At 38.4% G+C, this 17,021-nt stretch carries 14 protein-coding genes; 10 read left to right on the forward strand and 4 right to left on the reverse strand.

The features are described from left to right. Positions 1-21 precede the first annotated feature (21 nt). On the forward strand, positions 22-1,167 hold the full coding sequence (locus ACMX9J_RS00945; RefSeq protein WP_098626775.1) for a toxic anion resistance protein: 1,146 nt from the start codon (positions 22-24) through the stop codon (positions 1,165-1,167). A 46-nt stretch (positions 1,168-1,213) separates the two neighbouring features. On the opposite strand, the gene ACMX9J_RS00950 is transcribed toward ACMX9J_RS00945, so the two are convergent. Beyond that, positions 1,214-1,789, reverse strand: coding sequence for a hypothetical protein (locus ACMX9J_RS00950; RefSeq protein ID WP_033578781.1), 576 nt, complete (start codon positions 1,787-1,789; stop codon positions 1,214-1,216). Between the two features lie 21 nt (positions 1,790-1,810). Further along, the gene (locus ACMX9J_RS00955) at positions 1,811-2,320 is read right to left on the reverse strand and encodes a hypothetical protein (protein WP_033578782.1); all 510 of its coding nucleotides are present in this window, start codon (positions 2,318-2,320) and stop codon (positions 1,811-1,813) included. Positions 2,321-2,459: 139 nt separating this feature from the next. Here ACMX9J_RS00955 and ACMX9J_RS00960 point away from each other — a divergent pair, with 139 nt between their 5' ends. Both ACMX9J_RS00960 and ACMX9J_RS00965 read left to right on the forward strand, forming a co-directional pair. After that, positions 2,460-2,603, forward strand: a complete 144-nt coding sequence (locus ACMX9J_RS00960; RefSeq protein ID WP_013056734.1) for a hypothetical protein — start codon at positions 2,460-2,462, stop codon at positions 2,601-2,603. Further along, entirely contained in the window at positions 2,604-3,371 is a 768-nt protein-coding gene (locus ACMX9J_RS00965) for a polysaccharide deacetylase family protein (RefSeq protein WP_033578783.1), read from the forward strand. A gap of 39 nt (positions 3,372-3,410) precedes the next feature. Here the strand turns inward: ACMX9J_RS00965 and ACMX9J_RS00970 are convergent, their stop codons facing one another. Together ACMX9J_RS00970 and ACMX9J_RS00975 are read right to left on the reverse strand one after the other, a co-directional pair. Next, on the reverse strand, positions 3,411-4,889 hold the full coding sequence (locus ACMX9J_RS00970) for a potassium/proton antiporter (RefSeq protein WP_033578784.1): 1,479 nt from the start codon (positions 4,887-4,889) through the stop codon (positions 3,411-3,413). A 164-nt stretch (positions 4,890-5,053) separates the two neighbouring features. After that, positions 5,054-6,430, reverse strand: coding sequence for a M28 family peptidase (locus tag ACMX9J_RS00975; RefSeq protein WP_034269289.1), 1,377 nt, complete (start codon positions 6,428-6,430; stop codon positions 5,054-5,056). A 325-nt stretch (positions 6,431-6,755) separates the two neighbouring features. Between ACMX9J_RS00975 and ACMX9J_RS00980 the strand changes: the two genes are divergently transcribed. The 7 genes from ACMX9J_RS00980 to ACMX9J_RS01010 all read left to right on the forward strand — a co-directional run bounded on the left by ACMX9J_RS00980 (position 6,756) and on the right by ACMX9J_RS01010 (position 17,015). Further along, positions 6,756-8,039, forward strand: a complete 1,284-nt coding sequence (locus ACMX9J_RS00980; protein WP_416225316.1) for an ATP-binding protein — start codon at positions 6,756-6,758, stop codon at positions 8,037-8,039. A gap of 104 nt (positions 8,040-8,143) precedes the next feature. Next, positions 8,144-8,512, forward strand: coding sequence for a hypothetical protein (locus tag ACMX9J_RS00985; protein ID WP_013056739.1), 369 nt, complete (start codon positions 8,144-8,146; stop codon positions 8,510-8,512). Positions 8,513-8,764: 252 nt separating this feature from the next. Further along, the gene (locus ACMX9J_RS00990) at positions 8,765-10,159 is read left to right on the forward strand and encodes an L-cystine transporter (RefSeq protein WP_034269283.1); all 1,395 of its coding nucleotides are present in this window, start codon (positions 8,765-8,767) and stop codon (positions 10,157-10,159) included. Positions 10,160-10,334: 175 nt separating this feature from the next. Beyond that, a complete protein-coding gene (pulA, locus tag ACMX9J_RS00995) occupies positions 10,335-13,220 on the forward strand; it encodes a type I pullulanase (protein WP_416225679.1) in 2,886 nt (961 codons plus the stop codon). Positions 13,221-13,348: 128 nt separating this feature from the next. Continuing rightward, positions 13,349-14,842, forward strand: coding sequence for an aldehyde dehydrogenase family protein (locus ACMX9J_RS01000; RefSeq protein ID WP_416225680.1), 1,494 nt, complete (start codon positions 13,349-13,351; stop codon positions 14,840-14,842). A gap of 107 nt (positions 14,843-14,949) precedes the next feature. After that, on the forward strand, positions 14,950-16,236 hold the full coding sequence (locus tag ACMX9J_RS01005; protein ID WP_080963438.1) for a cytochrome P450: 1,287 nt from the start codon (positions 14,950-14,952) through the stop codon (positions 16,234-16,236). A 119-nt stretch (positions 16,237-16,355) separates the two neighbouring features. Continuing rightward, positions 16,356-17,015 carry a serine/threonine protein kinase gene (locus ACMX9J_RS01010; protein WP_028413611.1) on the forward strand — a complete coding sequence of 220 codons (660 nt, stop codon included), beginning with the start codon at positions 16,356-16,358 and terminating at the stop codon, positions 17,013-17,015. The last annotated feature ends 6 nt before the right edge of the window (positions 17,016-17,021 follow it).

Here is a 17,021-nt window from a genome sequence, read left to right on the forward strand (position 1 = left end):
AAATGCAAAGGATGGGATTTTATGATGAAAGAATATGATCAAAATAAATCGTTAGATGCGCTGCTTGATGATCCTTTTGCTTCGCCTACCCCGCAGTTACAACCGGATACTCGCGCTGCAAAAAGAAGCACATACGATGATTTGACACCGGAATATCAGGAAAAAGCACAGAAAATCGCAAATCAAATTGATTATAAAAATCAGCAGGCTATCTTACAGTACGGGGTAGCAGCTCAGTCAGAACTATCTCAGTTTTCTCAATCTGTACTACAGCATGTTCAAACGAAAGATACAGGACCAGTAGGAGACGTTATAGGAGATTTGATGAGTAAGATTCGCCAAGTAAATCCCGATGACTTTTCTTCAAAGAAAAAAGGAGTCATCGGTCGATTGTTTTCAGGAGTCTCTAGACCTATTCAAAATTTATTAACAAAATATCAAAGCATTAATGTTGAAATTGATAAAATTGCAGATAAGTTAGAGCGCTCAAAACAAATGCTGTATCGAGACATTACAATGTTAGATAGCTTATATGATAAAAATAAACAGTTTTATGAGGCGCTTAACGTTTACATTGCAGCGGCAGAATACAAGTTAGTGGGGCTGCAGAATGAAACGCTGCCCCAGCTGCAGCAAACAGCCTCTCAAAAAAATGACTACTTGATGGCTCAGGAGGTCAATGATTTAAATCAATTTATCAATAGGCTAGAAAAACGAGTGCACGATTTAAAGCTGAGCCGTCAAATTGCCATTCAAAGTGCACCGCAGATTCGATTAATTCAAGAAGTCAATCAGACCCTTGTGGAAAAAATTCAAAGCTCTATTTTAACAGCTATTCCACTTTGGAAAAATCAAGTAGTCATCGCAACCACTTTATTGCGCCAAAAGAAAGCAATGGAAGCCCAAAAACAAGTATCTAAGACAACAAACGACTTGCTTACTAAAAATTCAGAGCTGCTCAAGCAGAATACAATTGAAGTAGCTCGTGAAAACGAGGCAGGGATTGTCGATATCGAAACATTGAAAAAAACGCAGTCCGACTTGATTACTACGTTAGAAGAAGTACTAAAGATACAAGAAGAAGGGCGTACGAAGCGTACCGAGGCAGAATCAGAGCTGTATCAAATGGAAAAAGATTTAAAAACCAAACTGTTAGATATGAAATAAAGAAAAAGTCGGTTTACATACTTTGTAAACCGACTTTTTTTCTGTTTTATGCATTTTGAAGTGTTTTCGCCATTTCCAAAAACGGAGTTAAATCCCTTTCGGATTTAGGAGCAAAGATCGTTAATCGGAAAGTAGGGTGTTGATTTTGCTTTCGAACAAGAAAGCCGTATGCATTACTTTTATCATCGGACGCTTTGTACGCAGCTTCTATCTCTAAGCTAGATTGAATGAGGTGCGTGTCAAGGGAAGCCACTTCCGAAAAGCCAGCTCTTAAAATTTCTTTTGTTTCTTTCTTCAGCTCCTCTACACTTTTATTTGAGGGAAACACTTCAATCCGCATCCACAAAGCATCATTTTTTTTATTGTAAATGACATCTTTTCGGGGCTCTTCTTCTGTAAACTCGTATCCTTCTAGTACGTAAAGCGTATAGTTTTGATTACTGCTTCTTTTAAGATAACCTACATCTGTTCTGCTGCTTCCTTTGTAAGGATAGGTGAAGTTTTGCTGTGGCAAGCGTTCTCTTGGAATTTCTTTTTGTGTGTTGATAAGCTCTTCGCGAAAAGCAGTTGAACAGCCACTCATCAAACATATAAAACAAACAAGAAATATCTTTTTTTTCATAGCTGGCTTCCTTATCTATTTTCATTCATGCGTTTTTACTGAGTTAACAATTGAAATTAACTTTTTTTCATCATCGGAATTTTTAGCCGTAACCATCGTGATTTTTAAAGCAGGGTGCCCCTTTGTTTCTCTTAATACATATAGTTTTGCCGTTTCTTTTTTACTCCCAGACATAGATGCAAACACAACGGGTTGAATAAATGGGGATGTAGAAGAAATTTTTAACGATTTTCCAAACTGGTCATCAAACAATTCTTTTGAACGATCTAGATATGGTGTGCTTGTACTTTCTTTCCCGGAAAGGACTTCAATTCGCATCCACGTATAGGGAGTCTTGGTTGAAAAAAGAATATCTTTTCCATCTTCTTCTTTTTGAAGCGTATATTCACCGGGCAATGAAAGAGAATATCCTTGTTCGCTTACGGTGAGCTGCTGATGTTTCTCGTTGCTTTCACTGATTGCTTTAACAGAAGGCAGTATAACCATGGTTCCGCTTATCATTAACAGAAGCGCTAAATAAAATTTTCGCATGTATATATCTCCTATTCAAAACGCTAGACAGCGTGTAATTACTATATAAAAATGTTTTCGCCATGTTAGAACCCGTAGGTTTATTTTTGACTTTTTGGTAAAGCTAAAAACACAATCAATTAGTAATGGAGAGAAGACTATGAAAAACCGTAAATCAACTTCTGCAGCTAATCGCCGTCAACAGCGCGTGTGTTTGGGTGATGAACGATTATTTGCAGTTGGTATTAAAGCGTTTATTGACAATACGCATGAATCACACCTAGACAAAAAAGGAGGTCATTGAGTGAAATGGTGCTTGTCAATTATTATTATTGTTTCCATTAATTTCTACGGTATTCAGGTGGATGCTGCAAAGAAGAGCAGATTTTATTATGAAAGAAAAGGAGATATCGTGTGGGAAGTTCCCATGAAAGATGAGAAGTTAATTGCGCTTACATTTGATGATGGACCAGATCCTAAATATACGCCGACTATTTTAAATTTATTGCAAAAATACGGTGCCAAAGCAACTTTTTTTGTAGTCGGCGATCGAATAACGTCATTTCCCAAGCTTGCTCAAAGAGAAGTTCGTGAAGGTCATGAACTTGCTAATCATACATATAGCCATTTGAAAGTAAGGGGCCAGGAAGTAGAGAGAATTGAACAAGAAATTGAAAAAGCCGATGAACGTATACAAGCTATTACAGGAATAAAACCTTACCTGTTTCGTCCACCTACTGGTTATTATGACGATCGGGTAGTAAAAGCTGCTAAAAATCAGCAGTATACGATTATTCTTTGGTCTTGGCATCAAGATACATTTGATTGGAGAAATCCAGGCGTCGGTAAAATTGTAAGTCAAGTGCTTAACCATGCCAGGTCAGGAGATATTGTATTGTTTCATGATACGGGAGGAGATCGAACTCAAACCATTGAAGCATTAAAACAAATTTTACCGAAGTTAAAAGAAGAGGGGTATAAATTTGTAACGGTCTCAGAACTTTTAAAACATCATCCCAATTATAAATCTCTTTATTTGATGCAACAGCAAAAACAGCACTCCGTTCAATAAGCGGGTGCTGTTTTTCTAGTAAAAGCTTTAGCTAATCTTTTAACTGGTTTTTCCTTCTCTTTCGTCCCCATCAGACGTATTTTTTTGGAAAAATGCTTTTACTTTATCTCGTTTTTTCTTCGAAATAAGAATATATAATGTATCACCTGCAAAAATTTGTGTATTTCCTCTAGGTGTAAGTAATTTATCATCTCGAATAACAGCAGTCACTAAAATGTCTTCAGGGAGGTGAAGTTCTTCAAGCGATTTACCTGATATATCTGCATGTTCCACGAGCTTCAACTCAATCATTTCATTTTTGGTTTTGCCCATCGAAACAAGCTCGAGACTGTGAGGAACCGTCTCTTTTTCACCTTGAGAAAGGTTTAGAAATTTGGCCAAAGGAGCGATTGTTGCTCCTTGAAGAAGAGCGGAAGTTAAGACCACAAAGAAAACGACGTTAAAAATGAGCGTGCTGTTCTCCAAACCTGCCATCATAGGATAAGTAGCCAATACAATTGGAACAGCTCCTTTTAAACCGGCCCAAGAAATAAACAGTTTTTCTTTGGATGAGTATTTAGCAAACATCATCGAAAGAAATACGCCGAGTGGACGAGCGACAAACATAAGTAAAAGAGATAACAGTATACCCTGCCAAATGATATCTAGCAGTTGATTAGGAAAGACAAGAAGGCCGAGTAAAATAAACATTAAAATTTGCATCATCCATGCAAAACCTTCGTTAAAGCGGACAATTGTGTGACGATAAGTTAGATCTGCATTTCCTACTACCACTGCCATTACGTATACAGCAAGTAGACCGCTTGCCTCTACAAATGTGGAAATTCCATAGGTTAAGGCGGCCAATGACAATGTAAGCACAGGGTAAAGCCCAGAAGAATCCAAATTAATTCGATTAATAATCCAAACGGATGCTTTTCCAAGTACTAAACCAAGTACCAGCCCGATTCCCATTTGCCAAAAGAAATTAAAGATTAATGAGAGGATAGGAGAGTCTGGATGTTGAATTAATTCAATAATAGAAACGGTTAAGAAAATGGCCATCGGATCGTTGGAACCAGATTCTGCTTCTAGCGTGGAGTTTAGTTTTTGGCGGATGTTCTGTGTCCCTAGTACAGAGAACACGGCTGCAGCATCTGTAGAGCCAACGATTGCCCCAAATAAAAAGCCTTCAAGCCAAGTAACACCTAAAATATATTTGGCAAGTACACCCGTTAAAACTGTCGTAATGAGGACTCCGAAAGTAGCTAATGAAACGGAAGGGCGAACAACGCGTTTAACATCTTTCCATTTTGTCTGCACGCCTCCATCAAAAAGAATAATGATAAGCGCTAATATTCCGAATCCTTGTGTTAAAAGAGCATTGTCAAAGTAGATGTAGTGGCTAACAACCATTCCTACAATAATAAAGAGTACAAGCGAAGGGACCCCAAGGCGAGTAGAGAACTTTGCAGTAAGTACCCCTATGACAAGGAGAATGGATAATAAGAGAATTGAATGGTCTACCGTAAAATCCAAAAAATACACCTCTTTTGTTCAAAATTTTTATGTAAGCAATAAGTGAGGTTCCTCTATAATAATTGTAGCATAATGGATTTAAAACCTTGAGAAATCTGCTTATCAAAAAAAGAGATGCATAAACATCTCTTTTTTGGTCATGTATGAATAACAGGGATAGATTCTTATTTAACATCTTGCTCGTGATAAAGATGAGGAGCTTTAAATGTTGCTTTCTTTTTAACGGAAGAACCTTGTTGGTCTGGACGGGAACGATCGTAAATAGCTGTTCCAACAATCTCAGCCACATCTTGAAGTTTTTCTTTGCTTATTTTATCAAGGGTATCTTCAGGCGTATGATACCAAGGTTCAGACGGACTGTGAATAAATAGAGCAGCCGGTATTCCTGCCTCTGCAAAAGGAACGTGATCACTGCGGCCGCCAGCTTGGAATGGCGTAGGTGATCCATTTAATCTTGTACTTGAAGCTTGAGCTAATTCTGTGACAAGATTTGGTGTTCCATCAGCTGTATTCATCACCAAATCTCCCGCATCTCGACTTCCTACCATGTCTAAATTAAACATTCCAACAATACGATTTTTCTCATTTTCAGATAGCTCACTAACATAATGCTCGGATCCTAGTAAGCCTACTTCTTCAGCTCCGAATGTAACAAATCGCAGTTCTGTATCGGTAGGAAGAGTTTTAAATACGCGAGCTAATTCAAGCACCATTGCTGTTCCAGAAGCATCGTCATTTGCCCCAGGTGCTCCGGCCACAGAATCATGATGAGCACCTACTACAATAATATCATTTGTTCCTTTTTTCTTAAAAGTAGAAGGTTTAGCAGCGGTTACATTATAAGATGTTCGCTCACTTACGACAGCTCCTTCAATTTTTACTGTACCTGAAGGCTTTTCGCCTTTTTGAATAGAAGTAAGAATCTTTTCACCTTCTTCTTTGGTAACAGCAAGAGACGGAATGTAGTTATCATTAGCGCCGCCAAGCGTTCCGTTTAGCTCACCGTCTGTATTATTAAAAATAATGACGGCTGCAGCCCCTTTTTCAGCAGCATTTAATACTTTTTCACCAAAAGTAATAGTGCCTCGCTGAACTAATACAATTTTACCTGTCACATCTTTGTTTGCTAAATTATCTTTTGTACCCAGCCCTCCATCGACAATTTCAGCTGTGACATTTCCATTGGTGCTATAAGTAAAAGTTGTTGGAGAGTAGCCGGTACCGTTTACGCTTAGTGAAAAACTAGCTGCTGGTGTGTAACCGGTAAAGGTAAAAGGTTCCACTTCGCTCTCATAGCCTAGTTTAGACAAACGCTTTTGAACAAATGTAGCAGCTTCGCGTTCAGCTTCAGTTCCTGCCACACGAGGTTTTTTTGAGAGATACGCAATGTCTTGATAAATTTTCTCAGCATTGATTTTTTTTAATACTTTTTGTTCAGAACTTTGATGGTGAGAAGCATTTGCAGAAGTAGAAGCTTGTACACTTGTAAAAGATAAAGTCAAACTTGTGGCTACAGCCAAAGAAATCACGGTTTTTTTCATTAAAATCCCCCTAAATTTATCGATGTAGTTGGTACTATTCGAATTTACAATATTAAGAAAATACAAAAAAGAGTATTATTACCTAAATGTTCCAGGGTATTCCGTATCTAAATTCCTATTTTAATAGAGAAAATAATTCAAATAAAATGAAAATGCGGAAACAAATAAAGAGGATAAAAGAAACTGTGTCAAAAGTAATAAGAAAAGGTATTAGATAAGAATAAAAAAATAAGGTAAACTAGTTTAAAAGTAAGAAGAATATTCAGAACTTAATTGATGAAACATAGAGAGTATTCACATAAAAAACAAAGGCTGGTGGGAAATATTGATAAAAAATAGGGAGGGTGTACGAAAAGCAGCGGCGGTAACGGGTCTTCTGCTTTTAGGGGTGTACACCGTCTTTCAAACAATGGCATTTTTTAAAGGAGCATATGCTCTTAGCAGTTTGATAAAAGATAGTTTACTAGTGGGCATAACGGCTGGCACGTTTTATTTACTTCATAAGCGTTCGGTTTATACCCAGGTGTCTGATGAACAGTATCAGCTTGCTACATTAATAAACTCAATGCCAGATTTTATTTGTTTTAAAGATGGAGCTGGCAAATGGGTGGCGGTGAACGATTTTGGAAGAGAACTTTATCATTTAAAGGGTATTGATTATAGGGGTAAAACCGATGCAGAGCTTGGGGAGCTTGTGCCTTTCTTTCAAGCGGCTTTCTTACACTGTATTTCATCGGATGAAGAAGCTTGGAGAAAAAAGGAAAAGGTACGCATGGAAGAAGCATTTGAAATACCAAACGGCGAGGTCAAAACATTTGACGTCATTAAAGTACCTGTGTTTTTTGATGATGGCTCAAGAAAAGCTCTTATTACGATTGGACGAGATATCACTCAGCAAAGGCTTGCAGAAGCGCTTCTGATAAAAAAGGAAAAGCTTTCTGTAGTAGGCGAATTAGCTGCTGGAATTGCCCATGAAATTAGAAATCCGCTTACGAGTATTAAAGGGTTTGTTCAGCTCATGAAAGAAACAGACCGATCCGCGGTAGGGTATGCTAATATCATGCTTGATGAGCTGGAACGAATTAATGGTATTGTTAGTGAAATGCTCCTGTTGTCAAAACCTGAAAGTGAACATTTTCGCGTGTTTTCTCTTACAGAAGCGGTTAAGTATGTAATGAGTCTAACTTCCCATGAAGCTTTATTGAAAAATATTGACTTCTTATACGATGAACAAACAAATAACGCTAGTATATATGGAAATAAAAATCACCTTATCCAAGTATTACTTAATGTTTTTAAAAACGCAATTGAAGCCATGGATAAGCCTGGAAATATTTATATCACAATCAAAACAGCGCAGGATGACCATATTTTTATAGAAGTTAGAGATGAAGGAGTAGGAATTTCTAAAGACCGTCTAGAACATATAGGAGAACCGTTTTTTACTTTAAAAGAAAAAGGAATGGGGCTTGGATTAACAATCAGCTCTAAAATTATTCATGATCATCACGGTACCCTGCAGATTGAGAGTGAACAGAAAAAAGGGACGGTTGTTAAAATCCGACTGCCTCTGTATATCGAAGATACGGCGGTTTTTGCAAGCAAATGAAATGTTGTAAACGAAAAGTAATGAAAACGTCATCCATTTCTTATTGCTAAACGCAGCTGTACATGATGTAATAAAAGAAACGAACATGTCAGGAAGGTAGCAAAATGAGACGTGCAGATCAAAAAATTATATTACCGTATACACCGGAAAATTTAAGAATGCTATTGCTTCAAGTATGTGACGGAGAAAATCCGTTTTCCCATCAAGACCTTGCGTATTGGTGTGATAAATATACTCTCCATTATTATGAGTATGAAGCGGATGAAACGCAGTGGATGAATGATATGCAGCAGACAGATAATAGGCAAGATCTAGCTAAATCCTATGCCATTGCTAAAGATATTGGCTGGCAGTGGTACTTTTATATGGCTAGAGGAACGACGCTATCTGATATTCAATATGTCGAGCTTCACGAACTAGAATTACCCAGACATTTGTTTGTAAAATGGCTAAATGAATTATATGAAATGTAATCCTATATATGAATTGTAGTACATCCGGTCTGATGAAAGAAAGGCCATCTCTGGTAACGGAGCAAAAGACCACTGAAGTACATACAAGCGTAAAATAGAAAGCTAAGGAAAATCCTTAGCTTTTTTGTTTTGTCAAAATTATTCAAAAAAACTGTCTTTAGGAAAAAACATAAAACCTAGTTGACTTATTGGTATTGTTGTATTATAAGTAATAGAGACATAAATTATGGAAAAATTACAGGGGGAACATCTATGAATAACTTATTAGTCATTCTAAACATCCTTATTATGCTGGCACTGCTTGCGGGGCTGTTTATGATGCAGAAAAAACATGTATCATTTTCAAAGCGTGTGTTCACGGCGCTTGGCCTAGGGATTATTTTTGGCTTTGCTCTTCAGTGGGTGTATGGTCCGACTCATGAAGTAACGATAGCGACCGCCGATTGGTTTAGCATTGTAGGAAGCGGATATGTGAAGTTTCTTCAAATGATTGTCATGCCGCTTGTATTTGTATCGATTGTAGCGGCATTCACTCGTTTGAAATTGACGAGCAATATTGGAAAGATTAGTAGTTTAATTATTGGGATTTTGCTTGTCACAACAGCGATAGCAGCTGCAATTGGTATTTTTACAACAACGAGCTTTAATTTAGAATCTGTCCAAATCACAAAAGGGGAAGCGGAACTTCAGCGCGGAGAGGACTTGGAAAACAATTTATCTAGTTTAGAAGCAAAAACAATTCCGCAGCAAGTAGTAGAATTATTACCTGCTAACCCGTTTCTTGATTTAACAGGCGCACGATCAACTTCCACGATTGGCGTTGTCATCTTTGCCGCATTTGTTGGAATTGCGTATTTAGGCGTGAAGCGTAAAAAAGCTGAGGAAGCGGCGTTATTTTCAAAAATTATTGATACGCTTTATGCAATTGTCATGCGTGTAGTGACGCTAATTCTTCGTTTAACTCCTTATGGGGTACTTGCAATTATGACCAAAACAGTAGCAACGAGTGATATTGATGCAATTGTTAAACTTGGAAAATTTGTTGTAGCATCATATGTCGCATTGGCAGCTATGTTTATCGTTCACTTAGTTATTCTAACAATCATCGGTGTAAATCCGATCACATATGTTAAGAAAGTATTTCCTGTATTGGCGTTTGCCTTTACTTCTCGTACGAGTGCTGGAGCATTGCCTTTGAATGTTAACACACAAACAAGACAGTTAGGGGTTCCAGAAGGAATTGCGAATTTTGCAGGTTCATTTGGTCTTACAATCGGTCAAAACGGATGCGCTGGAATATATCCAGCTATGTTAGCCGTTATGATTGCACCAACGGTAGGTATTGATCCTTTAACGCCTTCATTTATTTTCACGTTGATTGCCATTGTAGCAATTAGTTCGTTTGGCGTAGCAGGGGTTGGCGGAGGAGCGACATTTGCGGCTTTACTTGTATTATCTTCTATGAATTTGCCCGTAGCGCTAGCAGGCTTATTAATTTCAGTAGAACCACTGATTGATATGGGACGTACGGCACTTAATGTAAGTGGAAGCATGACAGCCGGAGTCGTAACTAGTAAACTAACAAAAGAGTTAGATACAAACGTATACAACGATCAAACCATCTCACCTGAAACAGCAGAAGTGTAAAAGAGATACGGCATCCATAGTTAACATTGTTAACTATGGATTTTTTTTCTTTATCCGCATAAAATAGGAAAAAATACTTATGATAACGCTTTCAAAAAAGGTTATAGTGAAAAATGTGTACGTACTTTATTTTACGGGAGGGTTTTAATTGAAACGTAGTTGGACTAAATATGCAATGGTACTGACGGCTTTACTCTTACTAGTAAGCTCTTTTTTTAGCCCGTTTATGCAATCGTTTGCATCTGCAGCGGATACCACAAAACTCACGATTCACTATCAGCCTGCTTCAAACGATACAAAAGAATGGGGATTATGGGTTTTTCCTGAAGGAGGAGAAGGGAAGCCTTACGCATTTACAGGGGAAGATCAATTTGGAAAAGTAGCGGAAGTTGAACTACCCGGTACTTATGACAAAGTAGGTTTTATTGTACGAACAGAGTCGTGGGAAAAAGATGGAGGAGACCGCTTCGTTTCAGTGGAGAACGGTGAAGGAGAAGTATGGGTAAAAAGTGGAGATGAACATACATATACGTCTCCTCCTGACGGTGAATATCGAGATTTACCGAAATTTGATAAAGTAAACGTTACCTTAAACTATCATCGGTACGATGGAGATTATAGCGGGTGGAACATTTGGACATGGCCAGGTGATGAAAAAGAAGGCAAGCAAATCGAATTTACGGAAGACACGAATTTTGGGAAGAAAGCAACTTACACAATTAACAGTGGAAGTGGTAATTTATTTGACAAAATTGGTTTTATTGTACGCCATTCTACTAGTGACAGCGATTGGGAAAATAAAGACGGAGGAAACCGCTTTATTACCAAGGTTGGTAAAGATGGGAATGTAGAAGTATGGATTGTTCAAGGGCAAAATCGAATTTATTACGATATAGCTGGAGTAAATCTCACTCGGAAAATCATGAAGGCGACGATGGATACATTTAATCAAATCACCTTAGAAACAAACGTGCCGTTTGACTCTTCTAAGAGTTTAGGAGACATTGAAATTGACGGAGCTCAAATTGAGAAAGTGACACCTTATAAAGAGGGAGGAGACGCTGTTACTACTAAAATTAAAATCATAACAAAACGGCCTTTGGACGTTACACAAACGTATAGAGTTAAGCAAAAAGGATACGGATCAGCTGATGTAGTCAATGGAAATGTCGTGCGTACGAAAGAATTTGACGAAAAGTATGCATATAGCGGAAACGATTTAGGAAACAAATATTCTAAGAAACAAACAAATTTTCGCGTATGGGCTCCAACTGCAAGCGAAGCCAAGCTAGTGACTTATTCGTCATGGAACTCGAAAGCTTTAAAAGAAATTTCTATGACTAAAAGTGAAAAAGGAACGTGGAAAGCGGAGTTAAAAGGAAATCAAGATGAACTAATTTATACGTACAAAGTAAAAATTGGGAACGTCTGGAATGAAGCGGTTGATCCATATGTACGAGCAACAACGGTCAATGGAGATCGCGGAGTCGTCGTAGATTTGGCTAAAACAAATCCGAAAAAGTGGAGTACAAATAAGCCGAAATTTAAAAATCCAGAAGATTCCATTATCTATGAACTGCACGTACGAGATTTATCGTCTCAAAAAGAGAGCGGTATCAAAAACAAAGGAAAATATTTAGGCGTAGCGGAGTGGAATACGAAAGGACCAAATGGAGTAAAAACAGGACTCAGTCATATTAAAGATTTAGGTGTAACGCACGTCCAGTTCCTGCCTATTTACGATTATCGTACGGTGGATGAAACGAAATTAAACGAGCCGCAGTTTAACTGGGGATATGATCCGAAAAATTATAACGTCCCAGAAGGCTCCTATTCAACAAACCCATATAATCCTAAGACTAGAATTATTGAGCTCAAACAAATGATTCAAACGCTTCATGACAAGCAGCTTCGCATGGTAATGGACGTTGTTTATAATCACGTGTATGCAGTGAGTGAGCATAGCTTTGATAAACTAGTTCCAGGCTACTACTTCCGTTATAAAGAAGATGGAACTCTATCCAACGGAACAGGTGTTGGAAACGACACGGCGTCTGAACGGAAAATGGTTCGGAAGTTTATCGTAGATTCTGTTGCGTATTGGGCAAAAGAGTACCACATTGACGGGTTTCGGTTTGATTTAATGGGGATTCACGATACAAAGACAATGAATGAAGTGAGAAAGAAGTTAGATGAACTTGATCCTTCCATTATCGTCTTAGGAGAGGGCTGGGATCTAGGAACCGAGCTTGACGCTAAGCTCAAAGCTAACCAGAAAAACGCTCAGGATATGAAGCGCATCGCTCACTTTAATGACGGTATGCGGGATGGTCTTAAAGGCAGCGTATTTTTTGATCATGACAACGGATTTGTGAATGGAAAGCAAGGACAAGAAAAGCTCATACAGCAAAGTATAGCAGCTGGAATTGATTATGATCGTTCAACTGCCACGTATGAAGATCCAGATCAAGTTGTTACGTATGTAGAAGCGCACGATAACCATACGTTATGGGATAAGCTTCAGCTGACGAACCCTGCTGACACCGAGCAAACGAAAAAGCAAATGCACAAGCTTGCTTCTTCTATTATTTTAACATCTCAAGGAATGAACTTTATACATGCAGGTCAAGAGTTTATGAGAACAAAAGGCGGAGACCATAACAGCTATCAGTCACCCGATTCTGTCAATCAGCTAGATTGGAAGCGCCGAGCAGCTTTCAGCCAAGAAGTAAATTACATGAAGGGACTTATTGCGCTTCGAAAGCAATATTCGTCATTTAGAATGACGAGTGCACAGGCTATTCATCAAAATTTACGCTTTGTTGATGCACCAGCAAACGTAGTAGGTTATACGTTAAATGCTAAAGCTAATAAAGATAAAACAAACGAAATAATGGTGATTCATAATGCAAATAAACAAGCTCAAACGGTTCATTTGCCTTCTAACAGAACGTGGAGATTACTTGTTGACGGCGAGCGGGCCGGAACAAAAACGCTCCGTACGGTGAAAGGAAATACAATAAACGTTTCGCCTCTTTCGACATTTGTACTAGTAAGATAAGTTTTAGATAGCTAGAATGCATGTAGAAAAATTCAGAATATTGTATGCAAAATTGTTGATTTTACTAGATAACATGGTAAAATATTCATTGTTAGCGTTTTCAAAATTCGTGGGGAGGTATGTATTTGATGCAAAATCTTGGAGCGAAAAAAGTTGAAATGAGTCCGAAAGTAGTGGAGTTTTTAAAAGGAGTTAAACAGCTATACATTAATGGCGAATGGGTAGACTCTGTTTCAGGAAAAACGTTTGAAACAGTAAATCCAGCAACGGGTGAAAAGTTGGCAGATGTAGCTGAAGCAAATCCAGAGGATATTGATCGCGCCGTCAGAGCGGCTAGAGAAGCCTTTGATCATGGACCTTGGACAAAGATGTCAGCAGCTGAAAGAAGTCGACTTATTTATAAATTAGCTGATTTAATGGAAACACATCAATTGGAACTTGCGCAGCTTGAAACGCTTGATAACGGAAAACCAATTCGTGAAACATCAAATGCAGACATTCCATTAGCCATCGAACATTTCCGCTACTTTGCAGGGTGGTCAACTAAAATGGTTGGACAAACTATTCCTGTGCAAGGAGCGTATTTTAACTATACGAGATGTGAACCAGTAGGAGTTGTTGGCCAAATTATTCCGTGGAACTTCCCGCTTTTAATGGCCGCTTGGAAGCTCGGAGCCGCTTTGGCAACTGGATGTACAATTGTGCTCAAGCCAGCCGAGCAAACGCCTCTTTCTGCACTTTACTTAGCTCGACTAGCCGATGAAGCAGGATTCCCAAAAGGCGTGCTAAACATTGTGCCAGGCTACGGGAAAACAGCAGGTGAACCGCTCGTTCATCATGATCTTGTCGATAAAATTGCTTTTACAGGATCTACTGCTGTCGGAAAAGCAATTATGAAACAAGCTAGCGACTCTTTAAAGCGTGTGACGTTAGAGCTTGGAGGAAAATCACCAAACATTATCCTCCCAGATGCAGACTTAACAAAAGCTGTTCCTGGTGCGCTTTCAGGTATTATGTTTAACCAGGGACAAGTATGTTGTGCTGGAAGTCGTCTGTATGTCCAAAAAAGCTTATATGATAATGTCGTAGCTGATTTAGTTTCTCAAACGAAATCTATTAAACAAGGAAATGGATTAGCTGATGAGACAACAATGGGTCCGCTTGTATCTGCGCAGCAGCAAAAACGAGTGAAAACCTATATTGATAAAGGAATTGAAGAAGGAGCGGAAGTACTCGCAGGAGGAAACATACCGTTTGATCAAGGCTATTTCGTAGAACCGACTATCTTTGCAGATGTCGATCATTCGATGACGATTGCTCGTGAAGAAATCTTTGGTCCGGTTGTAGCTGCTATGCCGTTTGACGATCTTGATGATTTGATTGCCAAAGCAAATGATACAGCATATGGTCTAGCAGCAGGCGTCTGGACACAGGATTTAAAGAAAGCACACTATATTGCTCATGGTATTAAAGCGGGTACAGTTTGGGTGAACTGTTACAACGTATTTGATGCAGCAAGCCCGTTTGGAGGTTATAAGCAGTCGGGAATTGGTCGTGAAATGGGAAGCTATGCGCTTGATAATTACACTGAAGTGAAAAGCGTATGGATCAATATGGAATAATAAGTAAGATTTTTTGTGAAAATCAATAGCATATCTTTGTGTGAAAAAGAGTAGTCTTTAGTGGACTACTCTTTTATTTGTTTAAGTCCCGCATTTTTAGAAAAGGAGTGATAACATTGCCGGTTATACAGGGCCCCTCGTCGTATAAGCTTACCGGTCACCTGCAAAAGTTTAGAGAGAACCCATTGGGTTTTTTGGAAAACTTGACTCAGTATGGAGAAATTGCAACATTTAGAGTTGCGCACAAACGCTTTTATGTAACGAGAGACCCTCAACTTATTAAAGATGTAGTCATTACAAACAGCAAGGCGTTTCAAAAAATTAAACTAACGCATATGTTTAAAACGCTGCTGGGTGAAGAAATGTTATGGACAGATGAAGCATTATACATGAGCCCCATTCAACCCTCACAACTTAAACAACATCTAACTTATAATAAGGAAGCAATCGCAAAAATAATTGAAAAGCATACGGAAACGTGGGAAGAAGGGCAGCTTCGAACGATAGTAAAAGACATAAGACAGATAGTCGTAGCTGTACTCCTTCAACTTGTATTTGGCATTTCGATTGAGGATAAAGACAAAATTCACTATGTTCAAGCACTTATGAGAAAAAAAGAAAAGTTAGGCAAAATTTATATTCGTCTACCCTTGCACCAGCCTGACTCAGATGAGCAGCTAGAACAACTCCTTTTTGAACGCGTTCAAATGCGTGTTCAAAACAAAACCGAAGGAAATGACTTACTGCAGTGTGTATTAAATTCTCACGGGGAAGACATCGATGAAAGAGAAATATACGAACAGCTAAATTCTATATTCCTTTCGATGTATGAAATGATTACGCACGTATGCAGCTGGTCTATTCATTTACTGTCTCAAAATATTAGGGAGCACCTTCAGCTGCATAAAGAAATTCAAGCCTATGCTAGCGGTGAATCACTTTCAACCAAAAATTTGACCTATATGCGCAAAATAATTGCTGAAAGCATGAGGCTGTATCCGCCTCTTTGGCTATTTGGGCGTCAAGCACGTGAAGATATACAAATAGATGGTTACAGCATTAAAAAAGGGGAGATTATGTTAATTAGCCCTTATATGATGCATCGCCATGAAGATTACTTTTTAGAGCCCAGTGAATTTTTACCTGACCGTTTTGAAAAAGGAGGGTCCATTGATGTCCCAAGCTATATGTATATGCCGCTTGGGATTGAGCATCAAGCGGAAAGAGGCATGGACTATATCACTGAAATAGTAACTATTTTTCTGTCAGAAATGACAAAGCGCTTTTTATTTCAACTGACTAAGCCCGAGCCTATTGCTCCGATGGCGGGCGTTATGCTGAATATGAAAGAAGAACTGGATGTGAATGTTCACAAAGTTCACACGCAGTCTTGAATGAACGGGAATCCTTTCCCTCTTTATATCAGGCTGTCAATTTATTGACACATCCTGCATTGAGATTTATCATAGGATAATATTTGATAGAGATTACTGAAGGATTTTTAGAGGGGACTATGGATAAAACAATTAAACAGTTAGTGTCGCTAGTTGAAACATCATTACTAACGCAAGTTAAGATTCAAAGTGAAAGTGACTATGATCCAGTTGAAGTTACGAACAAAACAAAAGAGTGGGTACTTATTGGTAAAGGAAACTATGCCGGTGTGTTTACGCACGAGAATTATCCTGAATTTGTCGTAAAAGTATACGGAAGAGACGTTTATGGTGTAAAAAAAGAAGCGCAAGTGTATAGAAAGCTGGGCGTTCACCCAGCTTATTCTCAACTTTTTCATGAGGGAAAGACGTACTTGATTTTAAAAAGACTTACAGGTGTTACTTTGTATGATGCTGTACAGCGGGGAATAAAGATTCCAGAACAAGTCATAAAAGATGTGAACAAAGCTTTGGACTATGCAAGAAGCCAGGGGTTAAACCCGTATGATGTGCATGGCAAAAATGTCATGATGAAAGATGGAAGAGGATATGTGGTGGATATTTCTGACTTTTATAAGGAGGGTATTGATAAAAAATGGACAGACCTTGTAAAAGCTTATTACACCTTTTATCCGTTTATTGATAAATACCATATCCGCTTGCCGTATCCGCTTTTAAACGTTATCAGAAAAGCATATCGTCTATATCGTAGAATCAAATCAAAAAGGAGTTTCCGCTAAAGGGAA

Origin of the sequence: Priestia sp. RMT2NF4, assembly GCF_047872835.1 — a bacterium.
Lineage (GTDB): Bacteria > Bacillota > Bacilli > Bacillales > Bacillaceae_H > Priestia > Priestia zanthoxyli.